The organism is Bacillus sp. EB106-04-04-XG123 (assembly GCF_058791855.1).
Window position 1 is genome coordinate 59,724 of record NZ_JBYTDZ010000004.1, and the last position, 24,597, is coordinate 84,320.

The window sequence follows — 24,597 nt, forward strand, 5'->3', positions numbered from 1 at the left end:
AAGAAAAGCACAGGTACGATGCCTGTGCTTTTTTATTTGCCTTCATGTGTAGACATTTTTTGAGGTTGAAAGGTCTCAATGATTTGAATGGCGTCGATAATCTTTTCTTTAGCATAGTCTCCAATCAAACAAAAGGTTTCATCTTTACGTGCAGCATGGTTTGCCACTGTAAGTGCCGCCTCGTCCAGCTGAGTTGTAATACCAAGATCGCGCATATTTTTAGGTAATCCAAGTGTTTGGTAGAGTTCAAGTAATTCCTCTACCTCGGACATTCGGTTTTCTGCGGCAAGCTGGACAAGGATGCCATAAGCCACTTTTTGTCCATGTAACACATGATGCGTTTCTTCAATAAATGTCAATCCATTATGAATGGCATGGGCTCCTGCCATTCTTCCATAACGTCCCCCATAGCCTCCGACTGTTCCGGCTAACGTAATAATCGTATCTGTTACATCTGCAAATGCTTGTGAAAACTGACCTGTTTTTAAGCTGTTGACCGCTTCTTCACTATGAGAAAGAAGAATGTCTCGAACATATACCGCCTGCTTTAGTGCAGCATGCACCATGAGCGGCAAGACGCCTTTTGTGTTACGAATAATCGCTTCCGCTTCATACCATTTTGCCAGCGTATCACCAATTCCGCTTTGAAGGTAGGAAAGAGGAGAGGAAAGCAAAAAAGTATGGTCAATTACGGTGAGGTAGCTGGATCGTTTATGATAATCGACTCTCATGAAATTACCCTTTTCATCATAAATGACGCTGAGTGGTGTAGAGGCAGCACAAGTGCCGGGAATCGTTGGTACCATGATAACTTCGATTTGAAGAGCGTCTGCAACTGATTTGGCGGTATCTAAAATCGTTCCGCCTCCGATGCCAATAATCACATCTGACCCGTTAAGCTCTTCTGCGATCCGTGTGACCGCATTGGGTGAACTGTATCCTTTGTGCTGAATGACAGGCCACTCGGCCGGCAGCTTTGTGTATTGTGAAAAAGCTTGGTATGAATCATATCCTGTCACCACAGCAGGTGACTGAAACGCAGATACAAGGGAATCTAGTTCATGATATATTCCCTTTTGAGAAATAAATTGGTTAGGACCGCTTCTGACAATATCCTCTGGCTGGATCATGGATCATCATTGCTCCTTTACTACATCATATTATTCATAAATCATCTCATTTTACAGAAAGTTCTGTCAAATAAATATGAGAAGAAAGACCCTTCCGTTTTATGGAATTAAGCCGCCGACATTGCCTTTAGGTATGTATTTCCTGTATGATAAAGAATGGTATGTTTTGATTAAATTTAAGAGGTGTTTATATAGATGGAAAAACAATATCGCGTTTTACTTTACTATCAATATGTCCCCATTGAGGATCCAGAGACGTTTACAGCAGAGCATTTAGCATTCTGTAAGGAGCTTGGTTTGTTAGGCCGTATCCTCGTGTCAGCAGAAGGCTTGAACGGAACGGTTTCTGGAACCATTGAGCAAACGGACAAGTACATGCAAGCGTTAAAAGAAGATCCGCGCTTTGCGTCTATGCCGATCAAAATTGACGAAGCAGATGGTCATGCATTTAAGAAAATGCATGTCCGCCATCGGAATGAACTAGTGAACCTTAGCCTTGAGGATGACGTGAATCCGTTAGAATTAACGGGGAAACATCTTAGCCCGGTCGAATTTTACGAGCAAATGCAATCACCTGATACTGTTGTGATTGATGCACGTAATGATTACGAGTTTGATGTGGGTCACTTCAGAGGGGCAGTCCGTCCTGATATTGAGACATTCCGTGAATTACCTGAGTGGATTCGTGACAATAAAGAGATTCTTGAAGGGAAAAAAATCCTGACTTATTGCACAGGCGGCGTACGCTGTGAAAAATTCTCCGGCTGGTTAAAGCGTGAAGGCTTTGAAGATGTCTCTCAGCTTGACGGCGGAATTGTCACTTACGGAAAAGACCCAGAAGTACAAGGAAAGCTATGGGACGGTCAATGCTATGTGTTTGATAATCGCTTAACAGTACCAGTGAATCAAACAGAGCATGTGGTTGTCGGAAAAGATTTCTTCACTGGTGAGCCTTGCGAGCGTTATGTGAACTGTGCGAATCCTGCATGTAACCGCAAGATGATTGCCACTGAAGAGAGTGAGCATAAATATATGCGCAGCTGCAGTCATGAATGCCGCACAAGCGAACGGAACCTGTATGTGAAACAGCACAATTTATCTGAAGAGGAAGTTCAAGAAAGACTAGCTGTCATTGAAAAAGAACAAGCGATTTCACAAGGATAGAGGGAACCCCCTCTATCCTTTTTTTCTATACATGGCGGGATTTAGAAGGGAGAGGAAGTCATTTCCTCTATCTTTTTTGTTTTGTTTTTTTCAAAATAAGGGTAAAGGTAGTTATTCAGTCTAATAGATTGAACAGTTGAAAAAGCGCTTTCTTTTGAAATAAGCATGTTCGACTATTTCAGAAAATGAAGAATTGAGAGATAATATAACAGGCGAAAAATGAACAAGGGTAAAGGTTCATTAGAAGAAATATTTGCCAGTAAAATGAAGAGTGAGCTGCTTTGAAAGAGAGATGCTTGCTTGACACATGCTCTGTATTTTAATCGAAAGGTGTTATGAACATGAATCATTTGCATCGTAGGATGGGAACTTTCGCTTTAATGATGGTAGGTCTTGGCTCAATCATTGGTTCAGGATGGCTCTTCGGTGCTTGGCGAGCGGCTCAAATCGCCGGCCCTGCTGCTATTTTATCCTGGCTGATTGGGATGGTTGTGATTTTATTTATCGCTTTGTCTTATAGTGAACTCGGATCGATGTTTCCAGAGGCAGGCGGAATGGTGAAATATACGCAATATTCACACGGATCTTTTATTGGGTTTATTGCAGCTTGGGCGAACTGGATTGCCATCGTTTCTGTCATTCCTGTTGAGGCGGTTGCTTCTGTCCAGTACATGAGCTCGTGGCCTTGGGAGTGGGCAAAGTGGACAACCCATTTGGTTACAAAAGGGGTGTTGACGACAGAAGGGCTTATGGTTGCCAGTGTGCTTCTTGTGATTTACTTTCTGCTGAATTATTGGACAGTTGGGTTATTTTCAAAAGCGAATACATTCATTACCGTGTTTAAAATTGTCATTCCAGGATTAACAATTGGTGCGCTCTTATTCGTAGGTTTTCATAGTGAGAATTTTACTTCTGGAACAAGCATTGCTCCTAACGGCTGGGCGAGTGTGCTGACGGCTGTTGCGACATCAGGGATTGTGTTTGCCTTCAATGGCTTCCAAAGCCCGATTAATATGGCCGGTGAGGCAAAAAATCCAGGCCGGTCGATTCCAATCGCCATTGTCGGATCGATTTTCATTGCAACTGTGATTTATGTCCTTTTACAAGTCGCCTTTATCGGTGCTGTTGATCCATCTATGATTGTGAATGGATGGAGCCATTTGAATTTTAACTCGCCATTTGCGGACCTTGCCATTGCGCTTGGGATTAACTGGCTTGTTTTGATTTTATATGCGGATGCATTTGTGTCACCTTCTGGTACAGGCATTACGTATACCGCAACGACGTCTCGTATGATTTATGGAATGGAAAAAAACAAATACATGCCAAGTGTGCTTGGCCGTCTGCACCCTATTTACGGCGTGCCTCGTCCAGCAATGTTTTTTAACTTAGCCGTATCGTTTATCTTTCTGTTTTTATTTAGAGGCTGGGGTGTGCTTGCTGAAATTATCTCTGTCGCAACGCTCATTTCTTATTTGACTGGACCAGTGACCGTCATGACGCTGAGAAAGACAGGGACAGATTTATATCGACCGCTTCGAATAAAAGGACTCAGCATTATCGCTCCTCTCGGTTTTGTCTTTGCCTCATTGACGCTGTATTGGGCAAGATGGCCGTTAACAGGTCAAGTGCTGTTCATTATTCTCATTGGTCTCCCTATCTATTTTTACTATCAAGCAAAAGCGAAGTGGAAAGGCTTCGGCCGCAACTTTAAGGCGGGTGCTTGGATGGTTGTGTACCTGCTTGTGATGATGACGATTTCCTGCCTTGGCAGTGACAAATTCGGGGGCTATAACGTCATTCATTATGGCTGGGACATGGCACTGATTACAGTGGTTGCTCTGTTATTTTATATGTGGGCACTCAAAAGTGGATATGAAACAGAATTTTTAGAAGATGCGAAAAAAATTAATGATGAGCTGCGTGCTTCTCAGAAAGAAGCTGCGGCAACCAAAGAATAAAGAAACGGCTGCCTGAACATTGCGGGCAGCCGTTTTTATTTGGATGAATGATGCATCACATGCTGCTTCAGCCAAGTGGTGACGCCGCGCAAAACGGCAGCTGTGACAAGTGAAATGAGCACATATCTCCAAAGCTGACCTAAGCCTTGTCCACTCAGCCAGAACACGATGCCTAGAATGATGAGGGTGAACATAAGCAAGAATAAAAATGATGCAGACCAGAAAAAAGCCTTCATAGAAGGTCACCTCCTCTGGAGTAATGTATGCAGGCTGATGCACGATCAGACCAGTAATGATGAGGTAGAATAATTTATGAATTATATTGCAAAAGTCAGATAAAATCACCAAGTGATTTGACAGTTGTGTTAAGATGAGAGCATATTTTGAGTAAAGTTGTTGGTGATAGACGGAGGTGTTTGGAAATGCAGATTCAAAAGGTTCTAAACAATAATGTCATTAGTGTCATAGATGAACAAGGGAAAGAAATCGTCGTCATGGGCAGAGGCATCGCTTTCAAGCGACGTCCCGGGGACCCGGTGGACGAAGCGTTAATTGATAAAGTCTTCCGCCTAGAGGATCATTCCGTTCACGAGCGGATGAAAATGCTGCTTCAAGAGGTTCCGTATGATGTGGTCAAGGTGACGGAGGAAATGATCCAATATGCACATACAAAGCTGAACCGAAGATTAAATGAAAGTCTGCATGTATCGCTGGCAGACCATATTCATTACGCCATCGAACGGTTGAAGAAAAATCATCTGATTGAGAATTCGCTGATTTGGGAGATTAAACGCTTATACAAAGATGAATTTCTTGTGGCAAAGGACTGTCTTGAGATGATTGAAGAGCGTCTTCATATTGAACTGCCTGAGGATGAAGCAGGTTTTATTGCGATGCATATCATTAACGCAGAGCTCAATGAGGATATGAATACGACGGTCAATATTACAAAGGAAGTCAATGCCATTCTCACCATTGTGAAATATCATCTCAACATGGAATTTGATGAAGACTCACTCAACTTTTATCGTTTTCTCACGCATTTGCGCTTTTTCGTCCAGCGTCTGATCAATGAAACACTGCTTGTCAGCGAAGATCAGGACTTATATCAGCTGATCAAAGTGAAATATCCGAAAGCATACGATTGCGCAAAGAAAATCGCAGAATATGTCTATCAAACCTATCACCGAGATCTCACATCAGAGGAGATGCTGTATCTATCAATTCATTTGAATCGACTGATCAAACGAGAAAAATAATGATAGATTTTAAAAGAAAGCGTTGACATGAGAAAAGGTGAGTGGTACTATTTGCTCATAAACATAAAAGAATACGGTTTCACAATGATCGTCTTAGAGGATTGTGACTGTTCGGCAGGCAAAACCTAAACGTTCACTAAAAAAGCGCAACAGCAAGCTGCGACTATTTTTGGTGCCCGTTTAGGTTTTTATTTTGCCCAAAAACGTATTTTTTTCAAAAAAAGGGGGTTTTTGTATGAGTCATCGTCAATTAGCAGAAGACATTATCAAACACATTGGCACAGAGAAAAACGTTCATTCATTGGTGCATTGCGCTACAAGACTTCGCTTCACTTTAAATGACAGATCAAAAGCAGATAAAGCGGCCATTGAAAAATTAAATGGTGTCGTCACAGTCATGGAAAGCGGCGGCCAATTTCAAGTGGTCATTGGTAATACCGTACCTGAGGTTTATCGAGAAATTGGAGAGTTTACAAATCTATTAGAGGATTCCTCTGCTTCATCTGCAAAATCAGGTGAAGAGAGCACAAGCCTTTTCGGAAAATTCGTCGACATTGTATCGGGGATTTTCACACCACTTCTCGGTGTCATGGCGGGTGCAGGTATTTTAAAAGGTCTATTAGGTATTTGTATCAATGCGAAATGGTTATCTCCTGAAGATACGTCGTATCAAATTTTATTTGCTGCGTCTGACAGCTTGTTCTACTTCCTGCCATTATTGCTCGCATTCACTTCTGCCAGGAAGTTTAAAGCGAATCCGTTTGTCGCTGTGACGATTGCAGGTGCACTGATTTACCCAACTATTCAAGAATTGTCAAAAGGCGGCGGAGATGTGACCTTCTTCGGAATTCCAGTCGTCTTAATGTCTTATACATCTACGGTCATCCCAATCATTTTGGCAGTGTTTGTCATGGGATATATCGAACGTTTCTTTAACAAAGTCATTCATGAAAGTGTCAAAAACTTTATTACACCACTCATTTTACTTGTCACGGTTGTTCCGCTGACACTCATCGTATTTGGACCATTTGGTGTGTATGCAGGGAATGGCATTGCAGCTGTTTTGCTGAAAGTATTCTCCTTTAGTCCTACACTTGCAGGTGCTTTAATTGCGATGGCTTGGCAGATTCTTGTCATCTTCGGTATCCATTGGGGACTTGTGCCAGTGATTTTAAATAATATCGCAGTCCATGGGAAAGATCATATCAAGCCGGCAACTGCGCCAGCTGTCTTCTCACAAGCCGGTGCTTCCATCGGTGTTATGCTGAAAACAAAGAATAAAAAGCTGAAATCATTGGCTGGATCAACAGCAGTTTCTGCCGTGTTTGGGATCACAGAGCCAGCTGTATACGGGGTCACGCTTCGTTTGAAAAAACCATTTATTGCAGCTGTTATCTCTGCCGGAGTCGGTGGTGCAATCATCGGTTATTCACAAAGTATTGCGATTGCGTCAGGTCTTCCAAGTTTACTGACACTTCCGATTTTCTACGGTCAAGGCTTTACAGGGTTCATCATCGGAATCTCGGTCTCGTTCGTCCTTTCTATCATCCTAACCTATTTGATTGGATTTAAAGATCCGGTAGATGAAGATGAAACGCCGGCAGCCGCTCCTGCACCGGCAATTGAAAACGAACATGGGGTCAAAGCAGCTCATGTGAAAAGTCCTTTAAAAGGCGAGGTCATCAAGCTGGAGGAAGTGCAGGATAAAGCATTCTCATCTGGTGCACTAGGAAAGGGCGCAGCCATCATTCCATCAGAAGGAAAGCTGTTTGCACCAGTATCAGGAGTTGTGACAACGGTGTTCCCAACGGGACATGCGTACGGTCTTACCTCTGAAAGCGGAGCAGAAGTACTCATTCACATTGGGCTGGATACTGTACAATTAGGCGGAAAGCATTTTACCCCGAAGGTTACTCAGGGGCAAACCGTAACAGAAGGTGAACTGCTTGCTGAGTTTGATATTGAAGCTATCCAAGCAGCCGGTTTGTTAGTCACAACACCAGTGATTATTACCAATTCCGGTGAGTTTAGCGATATTATTGAAACAGAGGAGAAGCAAATTGCTCCGGGCCAGTCATTTTTACATCTAGTTTAATTATGAGGAGGAAGAAATTATGAGATATTCAACACTAGCACCATTTCCAAAGGACTTTTTCTGGGGCGGATCGACTTCCGCCTATCAAGTAGAAGGTGCGTGGAATGAGGATGGCAAAGGGCCTTCTGTCATTGACATGAGAGCCAGTTATCCTGAAGGTACAACGGATTTTAAAGTCGCAAGCGATCACTATCACCGCTATAAAGAGGACGTGAAGATGTTTGCAGAAATGGGCTTGAAGGCTTATCGCTTTTCCATTGCATGGACACGGATCATTCCAGATGGAGATGGGGAGATCAATCAAAAGGGGATTGAATTCTATCATTCACTCATCGATGAATTGCGCCGCTATGACATTGAACCAATCGTGACAATGTATCATTTTGATCTGCCTCATGCGCTTCAAGTAAAGGGCGGGTGGTCAAATCGTGCGACAGTGGATGCATTTGAACGCTATGCCGAGGTGCTATTCAAGGAGTATGGTCAGAAGGTGAAATATTGGCTGACCATTAATGAACAAAACATGATGATCTTACATGGATCAGCGCTTGGTACACTTGATCCAAATTTAGAAAACCCAAAAAAAGAACTGTATCAGCAGAATCACCATATGCTCGTTGCACAGGCAAAAGCCATGACGCTCTGTCATCAAATGCTGCCTGAAGCGAAAATTGGACCAGCGCCAAACATTGCGCTCATATATCCAGCATCTCCAAAACCTGAGGATGTGCTTGCTGCGGCGAATTACAATGCGATCCGCAACTGGCTTTATCTTGATATGGCGGTCTTTGGCCGTTATAACAACCTTGCTTGGGCGTACATGAAAGAAAAAGACATTCTTCCTGTCATCGAAGAGGGAGATATGGATATTTTGAAAAGCGCGAAACCAGACTTTATTGCTTTTAACTACTACACCTCTCAAACGGTTGAAGCGAGTAAAGGAGATGGCAACGACGAATTTGCACGCGGCGGAGATCAGCATTTGAAATCCGGTGAAGATGGTGTCTACAAAGGCGGCAACAACCCATTCTTAAGCAAAAATGCGTTTGGCTGGGAGATTGACCCTGTCGGCTTCCGTTCAACGATGCGCGAGATTTATGACCGCTATCAGCTGCCGCTTATTATCACGGAAAACGGATTGGGTGCTTTCGACAAGTTAGAAGAAGATGGTTCAATCCAAGATGATTATCGAATTGATTATTTAGAAAAACATATCGAACAAATCAAATGGGCGATCACAGATGGCGTCGAGGTATTCGGATACTGCCCGTGGTCAGCTGTCGACTTAATCAGCACACACCAAGGATGCTCCAAGCGCTACGGGTTCATCTACGTCAATCGCGACGAATTTGACCTAAAAGACCTCAAGAGAATTCGCAAAAAGAGCTCTTATTGGTATGAAACCTTGATACAGCAAAATGGAGACAACATCGGGAAATAACGATAAAAAAACCAATCACCTTATGCGGGTGTTTGGCTTTTTTTTGTTCACTTTATTGGCAAGATCATATTGTTCGAGTTGTTCTAACATGATAGTCTGATGATATATTGTAAAAATTGGTTAAATATCCATTATAAGAAAGGGGCTGTTTATATGATGACAATTCTTTATATGTTCTTCCTATTGTTTTTCATTTTTTATGGTTTGAATTATATAGGACAGAAATTAATTGCGAAGGAATATCCAATGAACCATGGAGTGATTGTGACTCTTTCAGCTGTGGAAGGTATTCTTGTTTTCGTCATTGTTGGTGTGAATGCGAAATTTCCATCTTTATTTACAGTATTTATGTCCGTTCACATCTAACTCTCTACTATCATTATACCTCGAATTTAATGAAATTTATAGACTGTTTCTCGCCCATATCTAGCCGTATACTGTTATACGCAAGTCAAAATGATAAGGGGTGTGGCTGTATGAATGACAAGCAAAAGGTGTTAGATCCAGGTCCATTTTTTCATGGGACAAAGGCAGAATTGAAGATTGGGGATCTGCTTGAACCGCTGCATTTATCCAATTATCAGGATAAAAAATCGAACCATATTTATTTCACCGGAACACTAAACGCAGCCAAATGGGGTGCTGAGTTAGCCAGGTCTGATGCGAAAGAAAGAATTTATATTGTAGAACCGTTAGGCGAGTTTGAAAATGATCCAAATGTGACGGACAAAAGATTTCCCGGCAACCCAACACGTTCTTATCGATCGAAATCTCCGTTGAAAATAGTCGCAGAATTAGGTTCATGGGAAAGACATTCCGATGAAGAAATCAATCATATGCTAAGCTCCTTGAAAAAATTAAGTGAAGAAGGAAAAAATGTCATCTACGATTGATGTTACGTATATTTAAATAACACAAAGGCCGCCTCATGAACTGGGCGGCCTTTTATTTGATCTTATTGGAACAACGCATCCATCAGCTCATCAAATGTTTTGGCTTGCTTGAGGGCGCGAATGCGGTCTGGATTGTCTAGTAAATCGACGGCCTGTTCAAAGAATTGGTTCATGCAGGCAGCGTCATCCTTATGAATCGCTAGTAAAAAGACAATTGATACTTGGTCTCCCTGCCAGTCAATCGGCTGTTTTAAGTGTGCGATGGCTACAGAGGAAGTCCCTTCATTTGTGATGAGCGGATGCGGCATTGCAATACCGCTGCCAAGATAGGTAGACGACATTTGCTCACGCTCAAGCACCGAGGGCCGAAATGAAGACGATACTAGCTGGTGCGCCTCCAAACGGCTGCATAATATATCTAATACCTCACCCTTGCTGCTTAGGTCAGCATTCATTAAAGTCAATCGCTCTTGAAAAAACGCCATCAGCTCTTTTGAGGGTGCCCCGTGTCCATTTAATAAATGAATGACTTCATTCACACGCTGTATATCATGCTGTTCAAAAAAGGCACTGACCTGAATGACTGGTTTCCCCTTTGATGTGAGTGGAACAGTTGTGATGATGACGTCACAAGGCAAAGAGGAGCTCATGAGATAATCCTGATAGGAATAGAGCTCAACGATGTCAAGCTCGTGCTGAAAGGCTGACTTCAATTTAATTTCAAGGAGCCTTGCCGTCCCTAGTCCAGACCCGCACACGATAATGGCTTTCTTTCTTTGCGAGGTGTCGAGCTGACTTCTTTCAAATGAAGCAGCGATATGCAAGGCAACATATGCGGCCTCGTCTTCATTTGGTGTACGCACCAGCTGTAAGGCATTGAGTCCGCTGACAGCCAAATCAAACGGGTAAGGATAGGACGTTTTGATCTCATGCAAAAGCGGATTTTGTAAGGATACGCCATATTGGATTCGATTTAATAGCGGCTTCATATGAAGCATTAAGTCTTGTTGCAGAATGCTGTCATCAGCAAAACGATGGCCGCTTGTTTTTTCAATGTGCTGTAGAAAGACTGTAACCGCCTGTTGAACTTCCACTGTCGTCTGATGCTGCGCGGCTTCTTTCCACGTTTGATTCGCCAATAGATGCATGACTAAGTAATCTGTTTCATCCTCTGATAAGGTCACATAAAAAGTGTCACTCACCTGCTGTATGATTTTTTGTGCAATTCTCATTAAAACTGGTGATCTTTGTGTGCGGGCAGTACTAGCGGATACCCGCTGGTTTTTTCGTGTTTGCTGAATCGCAATGGCTAAGTGAATGACTAAATTTTTTAAAGCAATGTCTTTAATGAGCAATGACTCTTGATGCAGGTTCGTCAACACAATAGATCGAATGGTTTCAAGAGATATATCAGGAAAATGGAGCTGCTCCCGCTCAGTGATATGAGAGAGAGCAGGCTCTTCTTCAAGAAGTAAGTCTGCATAGCACGTTCTTTTTTGCAGCTCGTCTCCTTCAATTTTTAAGCCAAATCCAGGCTTTGATACAAGGGTCATGCCGTAACGGGCTAACATCTCTCGTCCTTTTTTCAAATCACTGCTGACCGTCATGCGGCTGATAAACAGTTCTTCAGCCAGCTGGTCAATTTTTAAGTAATCTGATTGAAGCAGCAGCTTTCTCATCATAAATCGTACACGCTCTTCTGGCATGACGGGGACAAGAGAGCGAGCAGGAAGTTTTTGTTGATGAAGCCAAAGTAAAAAAGCGTCTTGGTCACTCGTTAAAAGAGTATATCCCTTTCCGCGAATCGTTTTAATCATGGCTCCAGCTTCCTTTAAATACTCATTTGCTTCCTTGATCAAATTGCGGATAGAGCGGTCAGATAAGCGAAAAGAGGCAGTGAGCTCCTCCAGCTTCACGAACCCCTTCGTTTCAAATAGCCGCTGAATCAGCTGATAGGTTCGAGGATCTGCCGTCATCATCATTGCGCGGCTCCTTGCGCCTGTAAGGCATCCGTACCAAGAGCGATGGCGCCCATTAAACCAGATAATCCATCAAAGGATGGTTTTGTGATAATTTCATGTAAAGGCTTTGGCAGCTGCAAATAGCCGCGAAGCCGCTTGTCTGTTTCATCAAGAATAAGTGGCAGCATAGCTGTCTGTTTCATCACGCCTCCACCTAAAATGATGCGTTCTGGTGAAAGGGTGAGCAGCAGGTTAGCAGTCATCTGCCCGAGATAGTAAGCATGAAGTGACCAGGCAGGATGATCCTCTGGCAGCATGGGTGCCAGTGTATGATAGCGTCCTTCTATGGCAGGTCCAGATGCCAGTCCCTCTAAACAATCATGATGTATAGGGCAGCAGCCTCCGTATGTGTCATGAGGGTGCCGCTGAACGGTGATATGACCCATTTCTGGATGCAGCAATCCGTGAATAAGGCGATGTTCAATATAGGCACCTCCGCCTATTCCAGTCCCAACAGTAATATAGACCAAGGAGGCAGGTTTTTCTGCTTCAGTTGAAAAACGAGCTTCCCCGAGTGCTGCACAGTTCACATCGGTATCAAGCTTCATCGGGATCCCGAGGGCTTGTTTTAAGGTAGAGAGGAAAGGAAATTGGCGCCAGGCTGTTTTTGGTGTGTCTAAAATCGTCCCATAGCTTGGGCTTTGCTCTTTCACATCGACAGGACCGAATGCCCCAATTCCAATTGCATCAACACGATTCTTTGTAAAGTAATCGATCACTTGCCGGCATGTTTCATCTGGATTCCCTGTTGCAAAGGAAGTCATGTGTTCAATCGTTCCGTCTGTTGTTCCGTAGCCGCAGACAAATTTCGTTCCGCCTGCTTCAATGCCTCCAATTCGCATGATCAATGCCCTCCATTAAAGAGGGGCGGAATCCAATGGATCCCGCCCCTACATGTTCATTTTTTCTTTACAATGTAGGTTTGTACCTGACAAGGTGTAAGCGGTTCAATGTGTAATGATCCATGTTGTGCTTTGAGTATCTGTCCTTCAGGTGTTTCTCCTAAATTCGCTGTTTCTCCGTGTTGTAGAGATGAACTATTGATTGAAGCGGCTGTTTGACGCGTTAAATATGGATTGAAGAGACGAATGACAATGCCTGTTCCATGCTCCTCTTTTTTCAGAGCGCTTAGAATGGCTCCATCTGTCTCGATGTCAAGCAGGCTATAAGTAGATTGTAAGTCTTCTTTTTCATCTCGGAAAGAGAAAATTAAACGACCGTTTAAAAAATCTGCGCGCTCGTAGCATTGAACAGGGGTGGTATACCGTTTGGCAAGCTGCGCTAAGTGTCCCTCGCTGACTGCATCCTTGCTATAGTGCATACCAAATGAGAATGACAATGCACCTTGCAGCTGAGCGTCAGGTGTTTCCACAATTTTTTCCCCAGATGCGCGTCCTGGACGATAAAGGAGATTTTCTTTCCCCATTTTTCCGAAACAGCGGAAGAGCGTATACGCAATCGTTGTGTAACCTTCTCCTGTGATTTGGTATTCTCTCACGCAGTCGGTCAACAGTGCGGCACCATATGCTTCATCACGAAGTGCGACAAAGGATTGCATCGGTTCAATGGTGATCGGTTTTTCTTCCCAATGTTCATTGTTCCACCATTCAAGCTCTTGCGTGAGCTCTGTTGGGCGTTCGATTGTACCAAACTGTTGATCGCTTAGTGATACGTTTGATGCAATGCCTGTATCAAAAAGAACACGAAGGCGATGATCTAATGCATGGTTATCGACATCTACATGAAAACGGATGACAGCATCGTTTTTGTTTAATGCCACCTTCGCTGTGATCGGAAGTGAAGTCGCAGCCGATTGCTGAGAGCGCGCCTCTAGGTCATAAGGGACAGTGAGCTGAAGCTTGATGGTCAGCTCCTCTTGCAGACCGCTTTTAGACACTGAGATGTCCGCTGATGAAAGATCTTTTGATGACACATACAGATCCTCACGCGGTGGTGAATAGTTGTAAGAATCCCCATCGTCTCCGTTGTCTTCAAAGATCATTTGCTCAGAGAAGGTCTTTCCTGTTTGTTTGTCTGTGATGTCCAGTGATCCGTTGTCATTTGCCGCAATGCGGTAATGCTTATTTTCGATCACGCGTCCTTCTGTTTGTTCCCACGCAGATTCGCTTGATTCATCGAAGACCATGCTCACTTGTGTATAGCCTACTGACGGTAAGTCGATGGCTTCAATTAGCAGCACGGCTTTCCATACTTGCTTTGGCATGTACACTTCTTTACTTGGGTTAAGAGAAATTTGCTGTGCCAGCACATAATCTGTGACATCGGTTTTGCTTTTCACTGTGTACTGAAGCGTTCGTCCATTTGCATCCTTTAGCGTAAATGGACGTTCCGTGATAAAGGTCTCGACTTCAATGACTTCAGAACGCTTTGAAGGCAGTGTATTGAACAACGTGAACGTGATTTCCTGCTCTGTTTGCAGTCGAATAGTGATGAGACGCATGTGCAAGTCTACAAGATTCTCAGCGATTTCCTTTGCCTGCTTGTAGCGGAAGAAGACATCTTGGTTTGTCGTGTCACTATTACAGCCGCCAATGCTGTCATGCGCTGCATTTTCAAACATAAGGTACCAAATATCGCGAACCGTATCATGCGGATAGTCGTGTCCAAGCGAATAGCTGATCGTTAGGATAGGCTCCATCACATTCACGAGATAGTTTTCGATTTGATTGTTTAAGATTTTTAAATCCGCTCGTGTTGAAAAAATAGATTTGTGAATCCGCATATGCTTCGCGTGAATAAGCTCTCCCTGTAACGTCTCAAAAGATGTCCGCTCTTTTTTCACGGCTGCAATATAATCTTCTAAACTACTGATTTGATAGTGATGCTCGTCAAGCTCATTGGCTTTTTCTAATAGGTCAGGCAGGTTTTTACGGATCGGTGCCTGGTCAAAGCCATTTGGGAAATAGACATTCTTTGTGGTGGCCTTTGCTTGCAGCGCACCGATTTTTTCAGATAAAAAGGCTTGTAAGTCCTCATCCTTCTCAGGAATATTTCCGCCGTAGTAGTAGCCAAATGGCAGGTTCACAGCAAAGACTTCACTGCCGTCAGCGCCGCGCCAATTGAATTCAGTATGATTCGTCATATGGTCAGAAACGCCGCGCCAAAATGCTGTATCGACAATGCCGAAGCCGCGATAAATTTGAGGCATTTGTGCGGATTGACCGAAGGAATCAGGGACATAGCCGACTTTCATCACGTGGCCGAACTGCTGACAGCGTTCAATTCCATATTGCAGGTTCCGCACAATCGATTCACCTGAAATGACGAGCTGGTCGGTTTGGGTATACCATGGGCCGATGATGAGACGTTTCGCTGTGACGAGCTTCTTGATTCGATTCTCATCCTCTGGACGCCATTTCAAATAATCATCTAATAAGGAAGCCTGGGCATCGAGCATGAAGTAATGGAACCTTTCATCTGTTTCAAGGGTATCTAAAATGTCCATTACGCTTTTCATTAAGTAGATACGGGAGCGGGAGGTGGTGAAATACCATTCCCGGTCCCAGTGAGTATGTGGAATCACATGTACATTGACAGTCATTGATCAACGACACCTTTCTTCGTTCAAATTATCCTTCTAGCACAAGGTCAAAATCGTCTTCTTCTTTCTGCTTCTGATCATGTTCTGGCGTTTTTGGCTCTTTTTTCTCAGAGAAATTCACAAGCAGGTTGGCGCCAATACCGATGACGAGTGCGCCAGTAAGGGCTCCGATTAAATAAGCCCACCAGTTTCCGACTGAGAAGAAGCCGTATAGCCCGCCAATTGGCGGCATGATGTCATGAACTCCTAATAATGCTGCGACCCCGCTTCCAACAGCACATGCGACAACATTGAGCGGAATCAATTTCAAAGGATTGACGAGGGTAAAAGGGATCGCCCCTTCCGTAATACCGATAATGCCCATAACAAGTCCGCCTCGTCCGGCTTCTCTAAAGGTTGGAGAGAAGTTGCGTTTTCGAATCAATGTCGCAAGCCCGTATCCAAGCGGTGGAATGACAATCGCAATATTGACAAGAATGGCAGGGAGGTAGACGCCTGATAGGAAGAGCGCGTTACCAGCCATCCATGCTGACTTATTCACCGGTCCGCCTAGATCGAAGCCAATCATCGCACCTAAAATGAGAGCGAGCGCGAGTGTGCTTGTTCCATCAGCGACCATGCCTTTAATCCATTCAATTAATGCCGTGTTCAAAGCGCCTAATGGTCCGCCTAGAAGAACTGACATAAGAAGTCCGGTTAAGCCAACAGTAATAAGCGGCAGGATGAGCAGAGGGACGAGCCCAGCTGCAGAGCCTTGAATTTGAATTTTTCTTTTCACAAAAAGAGCAACATATCCTGCGAAGAAGCCTGCAATGACGGCACCTATAAATCCGGCATTTGTTGAGCTGGCAAGGGCACCGCCGATAAAACCAGCCGCAAGACCTGATTTATCTGCAATGGAATAGGCGATAAATCCAGCGAGCAGGACGTTCATTAAGCCAATGCCTGTCCAGCCAACCTGCTCCATTAAATAGGCACCGTGCAATATGCCGCCAGCATCCTTATAGGTGTTTAAATCTGAAACACCAAACCCTAAACCGACCAATTTTGCTAAACCAACGATAAGTGAAGCACCGATGATTACAGGAAGAATATAAGAAATACCGGTCATGAGATGGCCTTCAATGACTTTTAATTTTGCTTTCATTTTCTTTGCTCCTTTCTATATGGCATTGCTCATGTTTATTGAGATTCAGACTTTTTCTTTTCTACAAGTGCTACGGCTTTGGTGATAATTTGTTCAGCATTTTTTAAGGCACGTCCGATTTCGACACGTACAGTGGGAATGCCTGAGAAGCGTTCTGCATCGTTGATATGCTGATTTGAGGCAATGATGCAGAGGTCTGCCTGCTTTGCTTCTTCTGCTGTAATGCCGTTCACCTGTCCCATAATTCCTTGCTGTTCGATTTTGATCTCGTGTCCGAGTTGTTTACCCGCATTTTCTAACGCTTTGGCTGCCATTGGAGTATGAGCTAACCCTGCTGGACATGAAGTGACACCGACAATTTTCATTGTGTAATCCCCTCTTTCAATTGTTGTTCAATGACTTCGTAATAGTAATCAGCTGTTTGACCAGGTTGAATTTTTTCGATAAAAGCAGGTTCCATTAGGCTTGTCGCAATACCTGACAGTAATTTCAGATGTGTGACATTTGCTTCTTCTAGTGGAACGAGCAGTGTAAATAAATAGCTTGTGGGCAAATCATCGAAGCTTCCCCATTCAATGGGTTGTTCAAGTTCTAAAAAAAGAAGTGAAGCCGTTTTTACAGCGGAGCTTTTTGTATGTGGAATGGCGAAGCCTTGTTGAAGTCCTGTTGAGACTTCGTCTTCCCGTTTCAATAAATCCGTTAATAGCCCTGCTTGATCGTTTGTAATCTGAAGGTCTTCAGCTTTCTCGGAAATGTATTGTAAAATCTCATTCTTTGATCGTCCGTTTACTTGTGTGAAAACATGATCTTTTTGGAACAAGCTGATCCCTTCTCTCTTGTTTGTTAAGCGCTTACAAGTTGATTGTAATGTACTTTTCAGCATGGTTAAATAGCATCATTTTCCGTTTGAAATGGCAAAAAGTTTATGAAGCTACCCGTCTTGCTGACTGAATATCTCAAATCCTAGCTTAAAACGAGTTTAATTATATAAAAAACAGATTCTACTAAATGTATTTCTGTGATATTCTTCCAAGGTATCATAAAAGATAAGGGGGTCTTTTCATGTTCAAAAAGCAGGTCAAATCCTGTGTGGTCGTACTCATGGCCATCATTCTATGTATGGCAGCATTACCTGGATACGAGGCAGCAGCTGCCAGTCATGGAACAAGTGTCAATGAAGCCATTGGGTTAAAAAATGGTGAAGTCATCTCAGGTACATTACAGAATGAAAAGGAAGAGTCATGGTATCAAATCACGCCATCTGCACAAGAAGTGGCAAAACATACACATATGCAAATTTCTGTGAAAAGTAAACAAGTGCTGTCCGTATCGGTCTATCCAAGTAAGGACAGAGCGATGAAGGATGACACCTATTCAAGGTATCGCGTAGACACAGCAAGCGAAGAGACAGAGATCAACTTCCCGCATGCATGGTCAGGTCCCTATTATGTCAAAGTGCTCTATTTAGGGTCAGAGGAAGACAGCCGTGATGAGGAAGAGGATGCGGCATATACAATCGGATATAAAGGAGCTAACCTTCCGCCTTCTGAACCCGTTTTCCCTGAAGAAGATGAGCCTGAAATCATCATTATTGAGAAAAAGTACGGGCGTGAAATTCTTCAATCGATTCGTACAATCGAAGATAAACGATTTAATGAGACTTCAGAAGGTCTGAAGCTTTCGCGTCTGCTCCAAAAAACAAAACCGTTTCTCAAATCGAAGCTCATCAAACATCAAAAAGAGCAGCAAAAGGTATACAATCATCTGCTCACATTAAAAACGCTGCTAAGTGACGTAGAGAAAAATGGTGCATTTAGCGGTCATATCGTAACAGAAAAAGAACAGCAGGCGATCGGTTCCCTTTTTGATATGCTCAAAGAAGCAAGTCCGGCTTATTTAAAAAAGGAATTAGAAGCTGTCAGTCAAAAAATTGGTATTGATCAGCTTGAAGGAAAATCAGCTGGTTATGTATTAGAGAAACAAAAGCTTGTAAAAGAAGAGAAGGTTAAAACGAATAAGATCATTTTTAAATTAAAGGATGGCCAAACACTTCAATCTGCGAAAAAGAAGATGAAAAGCTACGGTATCCAAGAAAACCGTGTGACATCACAGTCAGTCAGTCCTTTATTCAAAGGCATGTATGTCTATGATGTACCAGCAGGGCAAGAATCAGCTGGAAAGACACTAAAAGCAGGCAAAGCGGCCATCAAGAGCACGGCAAGAAAGCTCTCCAGCATGCCGAATGTTGAATTTGCAGAGCCTGTTCAAACCTATCGTGCGCTAAGCAACGACGCGCAGTATGGTTATCAGTGGCCGTTGAAAAACAGTGCGCAAAACAGTGGGAAAAAAGGCGCTGACGTCAAATTTGAACAAATGAATACACTAATTGGCACAAGCAAAATGAAGCAAACATTAATTGCTGTTGTGGATACAGGTGTAGACAGCCGTTTGACAGATTTAAGCGGGACTGTTCGTACAGACTTAGGTGCGAATCTCATTGGGCGAAACAAAGATGCGATTGATGACAATGGACACGGTACGCATGTGGCAGGCATCATTGCCGCAAAATCCGATAACCATTACTCAATGGCAGGTCTCAACCAACATACGGGTATCATTCCAGTGAAGGTGCTGGATGCTTATGGATTTGGAGATACAGAGCATATTGCACTTGGCATCAAGCATTCAGTGGACAAAGGCGCAAAGGTGATCAACATGAGCCTTGGCGGCTACTACAGCAGAGTGATTGAATATGCAATGAATTATGCTGCACAAAGAAATGTACTAGTCGTCGTGGCAAGTGGAAATGATGGCGTACCAGAAATGGGCTACCCTGCGACGTCAAAATACGCAATGGCGGTTGGCGCAAGCAACCGTATGGATATTGCCGCTGAGTTCTCAAGTTATGGCAAAGGACTGAGCATGTCAGCACCAGGTTCTGATATTCCGAGCTTAATGCCTGATGGGAACGTCTCATACCTTAGCGGGACATCAATGGCGACACCATATGTGGCAGCAGCAGCAGGATTACTGCTTTCTAAAAATCCATCCTTGAAGCCAAATCAAGTGAGAAATCTTTTGCAAAATACAGCAGATGATATCTCATTTAAATCTATTGATGGAAAAGACGACGTTTTCTATGATGAAAACGATGAACCAATTGTTGATCCAAAAATTCCAGGTGTCGATTGGATGACAGGACACGGCAGACTGAATGCATTTGCTGCATTAAGTGCTGTCGAATTGAATGCATCTGTGAGCAAAGTGGAGGATCAGCATCAAAAGGTGACAGGTAAAGCAAAAGCTGGCGCTGCTATTTCTGTGTATAGAGGAAAAACCCTGCTTGGAAAAGGCATAGCAGGCAAAAAAGGAACCTTTAGTGTGAAGATTAAACATCAGAACAAAAACAAGGTCCTTCACATTAAAATTTCAAAAGGAAAGGCCTCTACGACGCTCAAAACCGTCGTGAAAAAAGGCAAAGCACCAGCTAAGCCGAAAGTGAGCAAAGTAACAGTCAAAAGTAAAGCGGTCAAAGGGACTGCGGGTGCGGGCTTGACCATTAAAGTGAAAAACAAATCAAAGAAAGTCATCAAAACAGTCAAAACCAATAGCAAGGGCACATTTACTGCCCAAATAAAACCACAAAAAGCCAAAACGGTTTTGTATGTGACTGCTTCAGATGTGAGAAAAAGAGAAAGCAAAGCAGTAAAAGTGGTTGTGAAAAAATAAAAGAAGAACTTCCCTTTCTAAAAAAGGGAAGTTCTTTTGTTTTATACTGGAAAAATACCAATTCCTGTCGATAGTAATATAGTAGGAAATAAAAGGAGGATTTATCGATGAAAAAAATCATGTTTGCTTTCTTTCTATCATTGCTTCTCGTATTCCCAAGCTTTGCACATGCTGAAGAAACAGGTGCAGTACCAGCATCCGTACAAGTAACAAGTGTCACAGCAGCCGATAGTGGTATAGTGAATTACGGCTATGGCAGTAAATATCGCGTGGGTTCTTATTATCCAGCTACGTTTAAAGGGACACTAAAAGATGCAAGCGGAAACCTCATGCCTAATCAGCCGATCCAGCTTTATTTTGAAGCAGCAATCAAATCATATGCTCAAACAGCGACAGGCACAACAGATGAGAATGGACAGTTTTCACTCACGTTTCAAGTTCCTGCAGGTGCAGGCTACCAATCATACAATAATGCAGGCTGGTCTACACATTACTACGATATCGTTCCAGTGACGTTCACGTCAAACGACATCAAACTATCTTCAAATGTCACAAGCGTGTACCATTTGGCGTATACATCACGTTACTAATCTCATAGAAAAAAAGGATGTCATCAGGTGACATCCTTTTCTTTTTGTTAGCAAACCTGCTGGGCGGCAACCGAAAGAGTCGATAAACAAACACTCATCAGCCGTTACTCCCAGATTCGATCGAGCGTTTAACTTTTAATCTTAAGCTTTGATGGATAAGAACTTTTACACTTGAACTTTGATCCTTGAACGTTCAGCTTTGAGCTTTTATCAAGGATCATCCTAAGATGATCATCAGATGAGGAGGGAATGACCTTTCCCTCGGAGGTGTTTAGTTCTATCGATTTTCGGCTCACTAACAAAATCAATTAATCGATCTGTATTTTCGTCAGTGTATTGCTTTCAGACAAGGAAAAATCAACTTCCATTTGGAAATCTTCAATTTCTTTCGAAAGCTGTTCAATTTTTACTCGAAGGCGAAGCGGATCGATGATCACTGCCTCATTTTCAGCTAGAAAAGACTTCACGATCTCTTGGTTGGCAGCCGCTTGTGTCTTTCCATCTTTCCCAAACAAGGTTTCTAAATGCTGATCAAGTCTCCTTTTCACATCTTCATTCGTTTGTTCTGCTTTGTCGACCAGCTCTTTGTACACTTGTTTCATTTTCTGTAAATAACGAATATCGTAGTCTATCGACGTCTTACGTTCAATCGCCTCTGCCACCGTCATACGGACACCTGCTACATCAATCATTGTGGTTGCATTTGATACAACGATGGCCGATTTGATGGCATTCCGGCGTTTGATTAAAGCTTGAATCGATTGATCATCAGCCTTCGCCTTTTTTTCAACTTCTTCTTGATTCTGAAATCCGTGCTGTATATGTTTCCCGATCATCAATCCGCCAAGTACGGCGTCATCAACAGTTCGGTTGATTCTTCTATCTAACATTTTCAGTTCACTTAATGCTCTTGTAATGGTCATTTCCATATTCACGACAACTCCCTTGGTTCATCCTGAAAATCATAGATTCCTATCATATACCAAAGTGTGTTTCTTTTACTAGTGATATCCTTTTTTGTCAGCAGCTTTATATAGAAAAAACCTGATGTTTATACACCAGGTTTTTCTCGTTTTTTCTGAATCCAAGCTGTCGCATAATAGGCAGCATAGCAGAGCGCAATGAAAGGAATGCCGCAGATGAGGGCAATCCGCTGATTTGGATCAAAGGCAATGCCGATGACAGATGCTAGACATAGGAGGAAGGCAGCAATCGGAACCACTGGATAGAGCGGGGTTCGAAAGGATAAATCTTGAAGCTGTCCGCCTTCCTGTAAAAATCTTTTCCGAAACATCAACTGTGAGGCAGCAATTCCCATCCATACAACCACAACGGCCAGTCCAGAGATTGACACAAGAACAAGATATACCGTTTCTGGTGCGATCACACTCGATAGCAATGAAAGAATACCACCGATCATACTTAAAATGAGTGCATTCAAAGGAATTCCTTTTGACGTCAGCTTCGCCAGTTTTTTAGGAAGTGTCCGTTCTTCAGAAAGCGACCAGAGCATACGAGATGACGCGTATAATCCTGAGTTTGCGGCAGATAAGATCGCGGTCAGGATGACAAAATTCATGAAATCTGCGGCATAAGGAATCCCGATACGATCAAATACCACGACAAATGGGCTTTTGATCACCCCGGCTTCTTCTACTGGAATCAAGCCAGCCAAAACAACAATCGTTCCAACGAAAAACAGGACGAGACGCAGGACAGTTGTGCGAATGGCTCTTGGGATGGTCTCGTCAGGATTGACGCTTTCACCCGCAGCAATCCCAATCAACTCCGTCCCTGAAAAAGCAAAATTGACAGCAAGCATCGTCATTAAAATCGGTAAAAAGCCGTTTGGGAAAAGTCCGCCTTCGCCAGTGAAATTAGAAAAGAACGGAGCGGCCTCACCGCCCTTTAATGGAATCAAACCAAACATTGCAGCTCCGCCAAGAATAATAAAGAGAATAATAGCCATCACTTTAATACTGGAAAACCAAAACTCTGATTCTGCAAAAAATTTGACTGTAAATGCATTCAGTAAAAAAATGAGAAGAGCAAAAACACCACTCCACATCCAAACCGAAGTGTCTGGAAACCAGCGCTGCATTAATAATCCTGCCGCTGTAAATTCCGAACCGAGTGCTACTGTCCACGTCAGCCAGTATAGCCAAGCGACCGTATAGCCTGTACCAGGCCCAATGTATTTTGTTGCGTACGTATGAAAAGCCCCTGTGACCGGCATAGCGACAGACAGCTCACCTAAACAAAGCATCACGAGGTAGACAATTAATGCCCCCACAAGATAGGCAAGAATGGTTCCCGCAGGTCCGGCCTGATTGATGGTATACCCAGAGCTTAAAAAGAGCCCTGTCCCAATGACGCCGCCTAGAGAAAGCATGAACAGGTGCCGGCTCGTCATTTTTCGTTGATATTGTTGTGACTGATCTTTTGCTTGTTCCATGTCTTCCCGCCCTTTTGCTTAGAAGTATGTGTGATGATTCATGATGTGGTTCGTTTTAAGATGTCATTGATATCTTCTGGAGTCGTGCGGCAGCAGCCGCCGATGATATGCGCGCCGTCTTTGTACCATTGATACGCACATTCGCCGAAAGTAAGATGTGACGTATCACCGCTCCAAACCTTTTCTTCAGGATCATATACTTCACCTGAGTTTGGATACACCACAATCGGTTTGCTTGTTCCTTTTTTCATTTCTTGAATGAGAGAAGTGATAAATTGCGGCGGAGTACAGTTCACGCCGACAGCAGCAATTTGTTCATAAGGCTCAAGCGCCTGTACACATTCCCGTATGGAGTCACCTTCACTAATGTGCAGGCCATCCTTTGCGCTGAATGTGATCCAAGCAGATACCCCGCTGAATTCATCCCGCAGCAGCTTTGCGATGGCTGTTGCTTCAATCAGACAAGGAATCGTTTCACATGCAAGAATATCTGCCCCCGCTTCTACTAATGCCTGAATTCTTGGTCTGTGAAAATCAATGAGAGCCTGCTCAGAGAGTCCGTAATTTCCCTTATATTCTGAACCATCAGACAAATAAGCGCCGAATGGCCCCACAGATCCAGCGACAAATGGTTTTGTCCGCCCTTCACGACGCGCTTCATCCTGCCAAAAAAGATCGCGTGCCTCTTTCGCTAAAGTGACAGAGCGTTTCATGAGTTCAAGCGCTTCTTCTTTTGTATAGCCTTTTTCAGCAAAGCCTTCAATCGTTGTTTGGTAGCTGGCAGTTGTGGCGCAGTCAGCACCTGCTTGGAAGTAGTCCAAGTGTACTTGCTGAATCAATTGTGGCTGTTCAATAAGTATTTTGGCTGACCATAAACTGTCATTTAAGTTACAGCCCTTTCGTTCAAGCTCTGTTGCTAATGCACCGTCTAAAATCAAAGGTGCGTGAGCCTGTAAACGGCTTTGAATAGGATTCATCGGAATCAAACAGCCTCCTTTTTAGATCGGATTTGATGGGTATGATATGAGGCAGTAGTTTAAATGACTAAAGCGTTTTTGTCAAGGAGAGGAAAAAGCATATTAGGGCGCGAAAACCCTGAAAACATGCGGGTTTTGATGCATAAAAATGCAGTCAAAATAATAGAAAACCA

At 43.3% G+C, this 24,597-nt stretch carries 20 protein-coding genes; 9 read left to right on the forward strand and 11 right to left on the reverse strand.

The window, feature by feature from the left end:
• Positions 1 to 32: 32 nt before the first annotated feature.
• A complete protein-coding gene (locus tag AC3WTB_RS13360; RefSeq protein WP_492333828.1) occupies positions 33 to 1,130 on the reverse strand; it encodes an iron-containing alcohol dehydrogenase family protein in 1,098 nt (365 codons plus the stop codon).
• A gap of 195 nt (positions 1,131 to 1,325) precedes the next feature.
• Between AC3WTB_RS13360 and trhO the strand changes: the two genes are divergently transcribed.
• Both trhO and aimA read left to right on the forward strand, forming a co-directional pair.
• A complete protein-coding gene (gene trhO, locus AC3WTB_RS13365) occupies positions 1,326 to 2,294 on the forward strand; it encodes an oxygen-dependent tRNA uridine(34) hydroxylase TrhO (protein WP_039176148.1) in 969 nt (322 codons plus the stop codon).
• Positions 2,295 to 2,635: 341 nt separating this feature from the next.
• Positions 2,636 to 4,255 (forward strand): glutamate/serine transporter AimA, encoded by a 1,620-nt coding sequence (aimA, locus tag AC3WTB_RS13370; RefSeq protein WP_151283960.1) that lies wholly within the window; start codon positions 2,636 to 2,638, stop codon positions 4,253 to 4,255.
• 35 nt (positions 4,256 to 4,290) lie between these two features.
• Here aimA and AC3WTB_RS13375 read toward each other — a convergent pair whose 3' ends face one another.
• Complete coding sequence (locus AC3WTB_RS13375; RefSeq protein WP_039176151.1) at positions 4,291 to 4,491, reverse strand: hypothetical protein; 201 nt, start codon at positions 4,489 to 4,491, stop codon at positions 4,291 to 4,293.
• Positions 4,492 to 4,677: 186 nt separating this feature from the next.
• Between AC3WTB_RS13375 and licT the strand changes: the two genes are divergently transcribed.
• The 5 genes from licT to arr all read left to right on the forward strand — a co-directional run bounded on the left by licT (position 4,678) and on the right by arr (position 9,943).
• Positions 4,678 to 5,514, forward strand: coding sequence for a BglG family transcription antiterminator LicT (licT, locus tag AC3WTB_RS13380; protein WP_048238207.1), 837 nt, complete (start codon positions 4,678 to 4,680; stop codon positions 5,512 to 5,514).
• 235 nt (positions 5,515 to 5,749) lie between these two features.
• Positions 5,750 to 7,609 (forward strand): beta-glucoside-specific PTS transporter subunit IIABC, encoded by a 1,860-nt coding sequence (locus AC3WTB_RS13385; RefSeq protein ID WP_039176155.1) that lies wholly within the window; start codon positions 5,750 to 5,752, stop codon positions 7,607 to 7,609.
• Between the two features lie 19 nt (positions 7,610 to 7,628).
• Positions 7,629 to 9,050: a glycoside hydrolase family 1 protein gene (locus AC3WTB_RS13390; protein WP_411210551.1), complete on the forward strand. Its 1,422-nt coding sequence runs from the start codon at positions 7,629 to 7,631 to the stop codon at positions 9,048 to 9,050.
• A gap of 153 nt (positions 9,051 to 9,203) precedes the next feature.
• Positions 9,204 to 9,416 carry a hypothetical protein gene (locus AC3WTB_RS13395; protein ID WP_039176159.1) on the forward strand — a complete coding sequence of 71 codons (213 nt, stop codon included), beginning with the start codon at positions 9,204 to 9,206 and terminating at the stop codon, positions 9,414 to 9,416.
• Positions 9,417 to 9,526: 110 nt separating this feature from the next.
• Positions 9,527 to 9,943, forward strand: a complete 417-nt coding sequence (gene arr / locus AC3WTB_RS13400; protein ID WP_024424404.1) for an NAD(+)--rifampin ADP-ribosyltransferase — start codon at positions 9,527 to 9,529, stop codon at positions 9,941 to 9,943.
• A gap of 62 nt (positions 9,944 to 10,005) precedes the next feature.
• On the opposite strand, the gene AC3WTB_RS13405 is transcribed toward arr, so the two are convergent.
• From AC3WTB_RS13405 to AC3WTB_RS13430, 6 genes are read right to left on the reverse strand one after another with little or no spacing between them, the layout of a single operon-like run.
• Positions 10,006 to 11,925: a BglG family transcription antiterminator gene (locus tag AC3WTB_RS13405; protein WP_492333829.1), complete on the reverse strand. Its 1,920-nt coding sequence runs from the start codon at positions 11,923 to 11,925 to the stop codon at positions 10,006 to 10,008.
• Positions 11,922 to 12,806, reverse strand: coding sequence for an ROK family protein (locus AC3WTB_RS13410; protein WP_366204359.1), 885 nt, complete (start codon positions 12,804 to 12,806; stop codon positions 11,922 to 11,924). Before AC3WTB_RS13410 ends, AC3WTB_RS13405 begins: the two co-directional genes overlap by 4 nt.
• 56 nt (positions 12,807 to 12,862) lie before the next feature.
• Complete coding sequence (gene mngB, locus AC3WTB_RS13415) at positions 12,863 to 15,526, reverse strand: mannosylglycerate hydrolase (protein WP_369879055.1); 2,664 nt, start codon at positions 15,524 to 15,526, stop codon at positions 12,863 to 12,865.
• Positions 15,527 to 15,554: 28 nt separating this feature from the next.
• A complete protein-coding gene (locus AC3WTB_RS13420; protein WP_024424401.1) occupies positions 15,555 to 16,673 on the reverse strand; it encodes a PTS fructose transporter subunit IIC in 1,119 nt (372 codons plus the stop codon).
• A 35-nt stretch (positions 16,674 to 16,708) separates the two neighbouring features.
• Positions 16,709 to 17,038 carry a PTS fructose transporter subunit IIB gene (locus AC3WTB_RS13425; RefSeq protein WP_007498438.1) on the reverse strand — a complete coding sequence of 110 codons (330 nt, stop codon included), beginning with the start codon at positions 17,036 to 17,038 and terminating at the stop codon, positions 16,709 to 16,711.
• Positions 17,035 to 17,493, reverse strand: coding sequence for a PTS sugar transporter subunit IIA (locus AC3WTB_RS13430; protein ID WP_213404993.1), 459 nt, complete (start codon positions 17,491 to 17,493; stop codon positions 17,035 to 17,037). The genes AC3WTB_RS13425 and AC3WTB_RS13430 overlap by 4 nt, the downstream gene beginning before the upstream one ends.
• 242 nt (positions 17,494 to 17,735) lie before the next feature.
• On the opposite strand from AC3WTB_RS13430, the gene AC3WTB_RS13435 reads away from it, so the two are divergent.
• Positions 17,736 to 20,402, forward strand: coding sequence for a S8 family peptidase (locus AC3WTB_RS13435; RefSeq protein ID WP_492333830.1), 2,667 nt, complete (start codon positions 17,736 to 17,738; stop codon positions 20,400 to 20,402).
• A 107-nt stretch (positions 20,403 to 20,509) separates the two neighbouring features.
• Complete coding sequence (locus tag AC3WTB_RS13440; protein ID WP_058837247.1) at positions 20,510 to 20,992, forward strand: Ig-like domain-containing protein; 483 nt, start codon at positions 20,510 to 20,512, stop codon at positions 20,990 to 20,992.
• 308 nt (positions 20,993 to 21,300) lie between these two features.
• On the opposite strand, the gene AC3WTB_RS13445 is transcribed toward AC3WTB_RS13440, so the two are convergent.
• The 3 genes from AC3WTB_RS13445 to mmuM all read right to left on the reverse strand — a co-directional run bounded on the left by AC3WTB_RS13445 (position 21,301) and on the right by mmuM (position 24,424).
• A complete protein-coding gene (locus tag AC3WTB_RS13445; protein WP_492333831.1) occupies positions 21,301 to 21,921 on the reverse strand; it encodes a hypothetical protein in 621 nt (206 codons plus the stop codon).
• Positions 21,922 to 22,043: 122 nt separating this feature from the next.
• On the reverse strand, positions 22,044 to 23,447 hold the full coding sequence (gene mmuP, locus AC3WTB_RS13450; protein ID WP_047203047.1) for an S-methylmethionine permease: 1,404 nt from the start codon (positions 23,445 to 23,447) through the stop codon (positions 22,044 to 22,046).
• 38 nt (positions 23,448 to 23,485) lie between these two features.
• Positions 23,486 to 24,424, reverse strand: a complete 939-nt coding sequence (gene mmuM, locus AC3WTB_RS13455; protein ID WP_106025767.1) for a homocysteine S-methyltransferase — start codon at positions 24,422 to 24,424, stop codon at positions 23,486 to 23,488.
• Positions 24,425 to 24,597 lie beyond the last annotated feature (173 nt).

Bases quoted from the DNA above. Each gene is read 5' to 3' on its own strand.
- AC3WTB_RS13360 (WP_492333828.1), bottom strand. From the start codon at position 1,130: ATGATCCAGCCAGAGGATATTGTCAGAAGCGGTCCTAACCAATTTATT.
- trhO (WP_039176148.1), top strand. From the start codon at position 1,326: ATGGAAAAACAATATCGCGTTTTACTTTACTATCAATATGTCCCCATT.
- aimA (WP_151283960.1), top strand. From the start codon at position 2,636: ATGAATCATTTGCATCGTAGGATGGGAACTTTCGCTTTAATGATGGTA.
- AC3WTB_RS13375 (WP_039176151.1), bottom strand. From the start codon at position 4,491: ATGAAGGCTTTTTTCTGGTCTGCATCATTTTTATTCTTGCTTATGTTC.
- licT (WP_048238207.1), top strand. From the start codon at position 4,678: ATGCAGATTCAAAAGGTTCTAAACAATAATGTCATTAGTGTCATAGAT.
- AC3WTB_RS13385 (WP_039176155.1), top strand. From the start codon at position 5,750: ATGAGTCATCGTCAATTAGCAGAAGACATTATCAAACACATTGGCACA.
- AC3WTB_RS13390 (WP_411210551.1), top strand. From the start codon at position 7,629: ATGAGATATTCAACACTAGCACCATTTCCAAAGGACTTTTTCTGGGGC.
- AC3WTB_RS13395 (WP_039176159.1), top strand. From the start codon at position 9,204: ATGATGACAATTCTTTATATGTTCTTCCTATTGTTTTTCATTTTTTAT.
- arr (WP_024424404.1), top strand. From the start codon at position 9,527: ATGAATGACAAGCAAAAGGTGTTAGATCCAGGTCCATTTTTTCATGGG.
- AC3WTB_RS13405 (WP_492333829.1), bottom strand. From the start codon at position 11,925: ATGATGATGACGGCAGATCCTCGAACCTATCAGCTGATTCAGCGGCTA.
- AC3WTB_RS13410 (WP_366204359.1), bottom strand. From the start codon at position 12,806: ATGCGAATTGGAGGCATTGAAGCAGGCGGAACGAAATTTGTCTGCGGC.
- mngB (WP_369879055.1), bottom strand. From the start codon at position 15,526: ATGACTGTCAATGTACATGTGATTCCACATACTCACTGGGACCGGGAA.
- AC3WTB_RS13420 (WP_024424401.1), bottom strand. From the start codon at position 16,673: ATGAAAGCAAAATTAAAAGTCATTGAAGGCCATCTCATGACCGGTATT.
- AC3WTB_RS13425 (WP_007498438.1), bottom strand. From the start codon at position 17,038: ATGAAAATTGTCGGTGTCACTTCATGTCCAGCAGGGTTAGCTCATACT.
- AC3WTB_RS13435 (WP_492333830.1), top strand. From the start codon at position 17,736: ATGTTCAAAAAGCAGGTCAAATCCTGTGTGGTCGTACTCATGGCCATC.
- AC3WTB_RS13440 (WP_058837247.1), top strand. From the start codon at position 20,510: ATGAAAAAAATCATGTTTGCTTTCTTTCTATCATTGCTTCTCGTATTC.
- AC3WTB_RS13445 (WP_492333831.1), bottom strand. From the start codon at position 21,921: ATGGAAATGACCATTACAAGAGCATTAAGTGAACTGAAAATGTTAGAT.
- mmuP (WP_047203047.1), bottom strand. From the start codon at position 23,447: ATGGAACAAGCAAAAGATCAGTCACAACAATATCAACGAAAAATGACG.
- mmuM (WP_106025767.1), bottom strand. From the start codon at position 24,424: ATGAATCCTATTCAAAGCCGTTTACAGGCTCACGCACCTTTGATTTTA.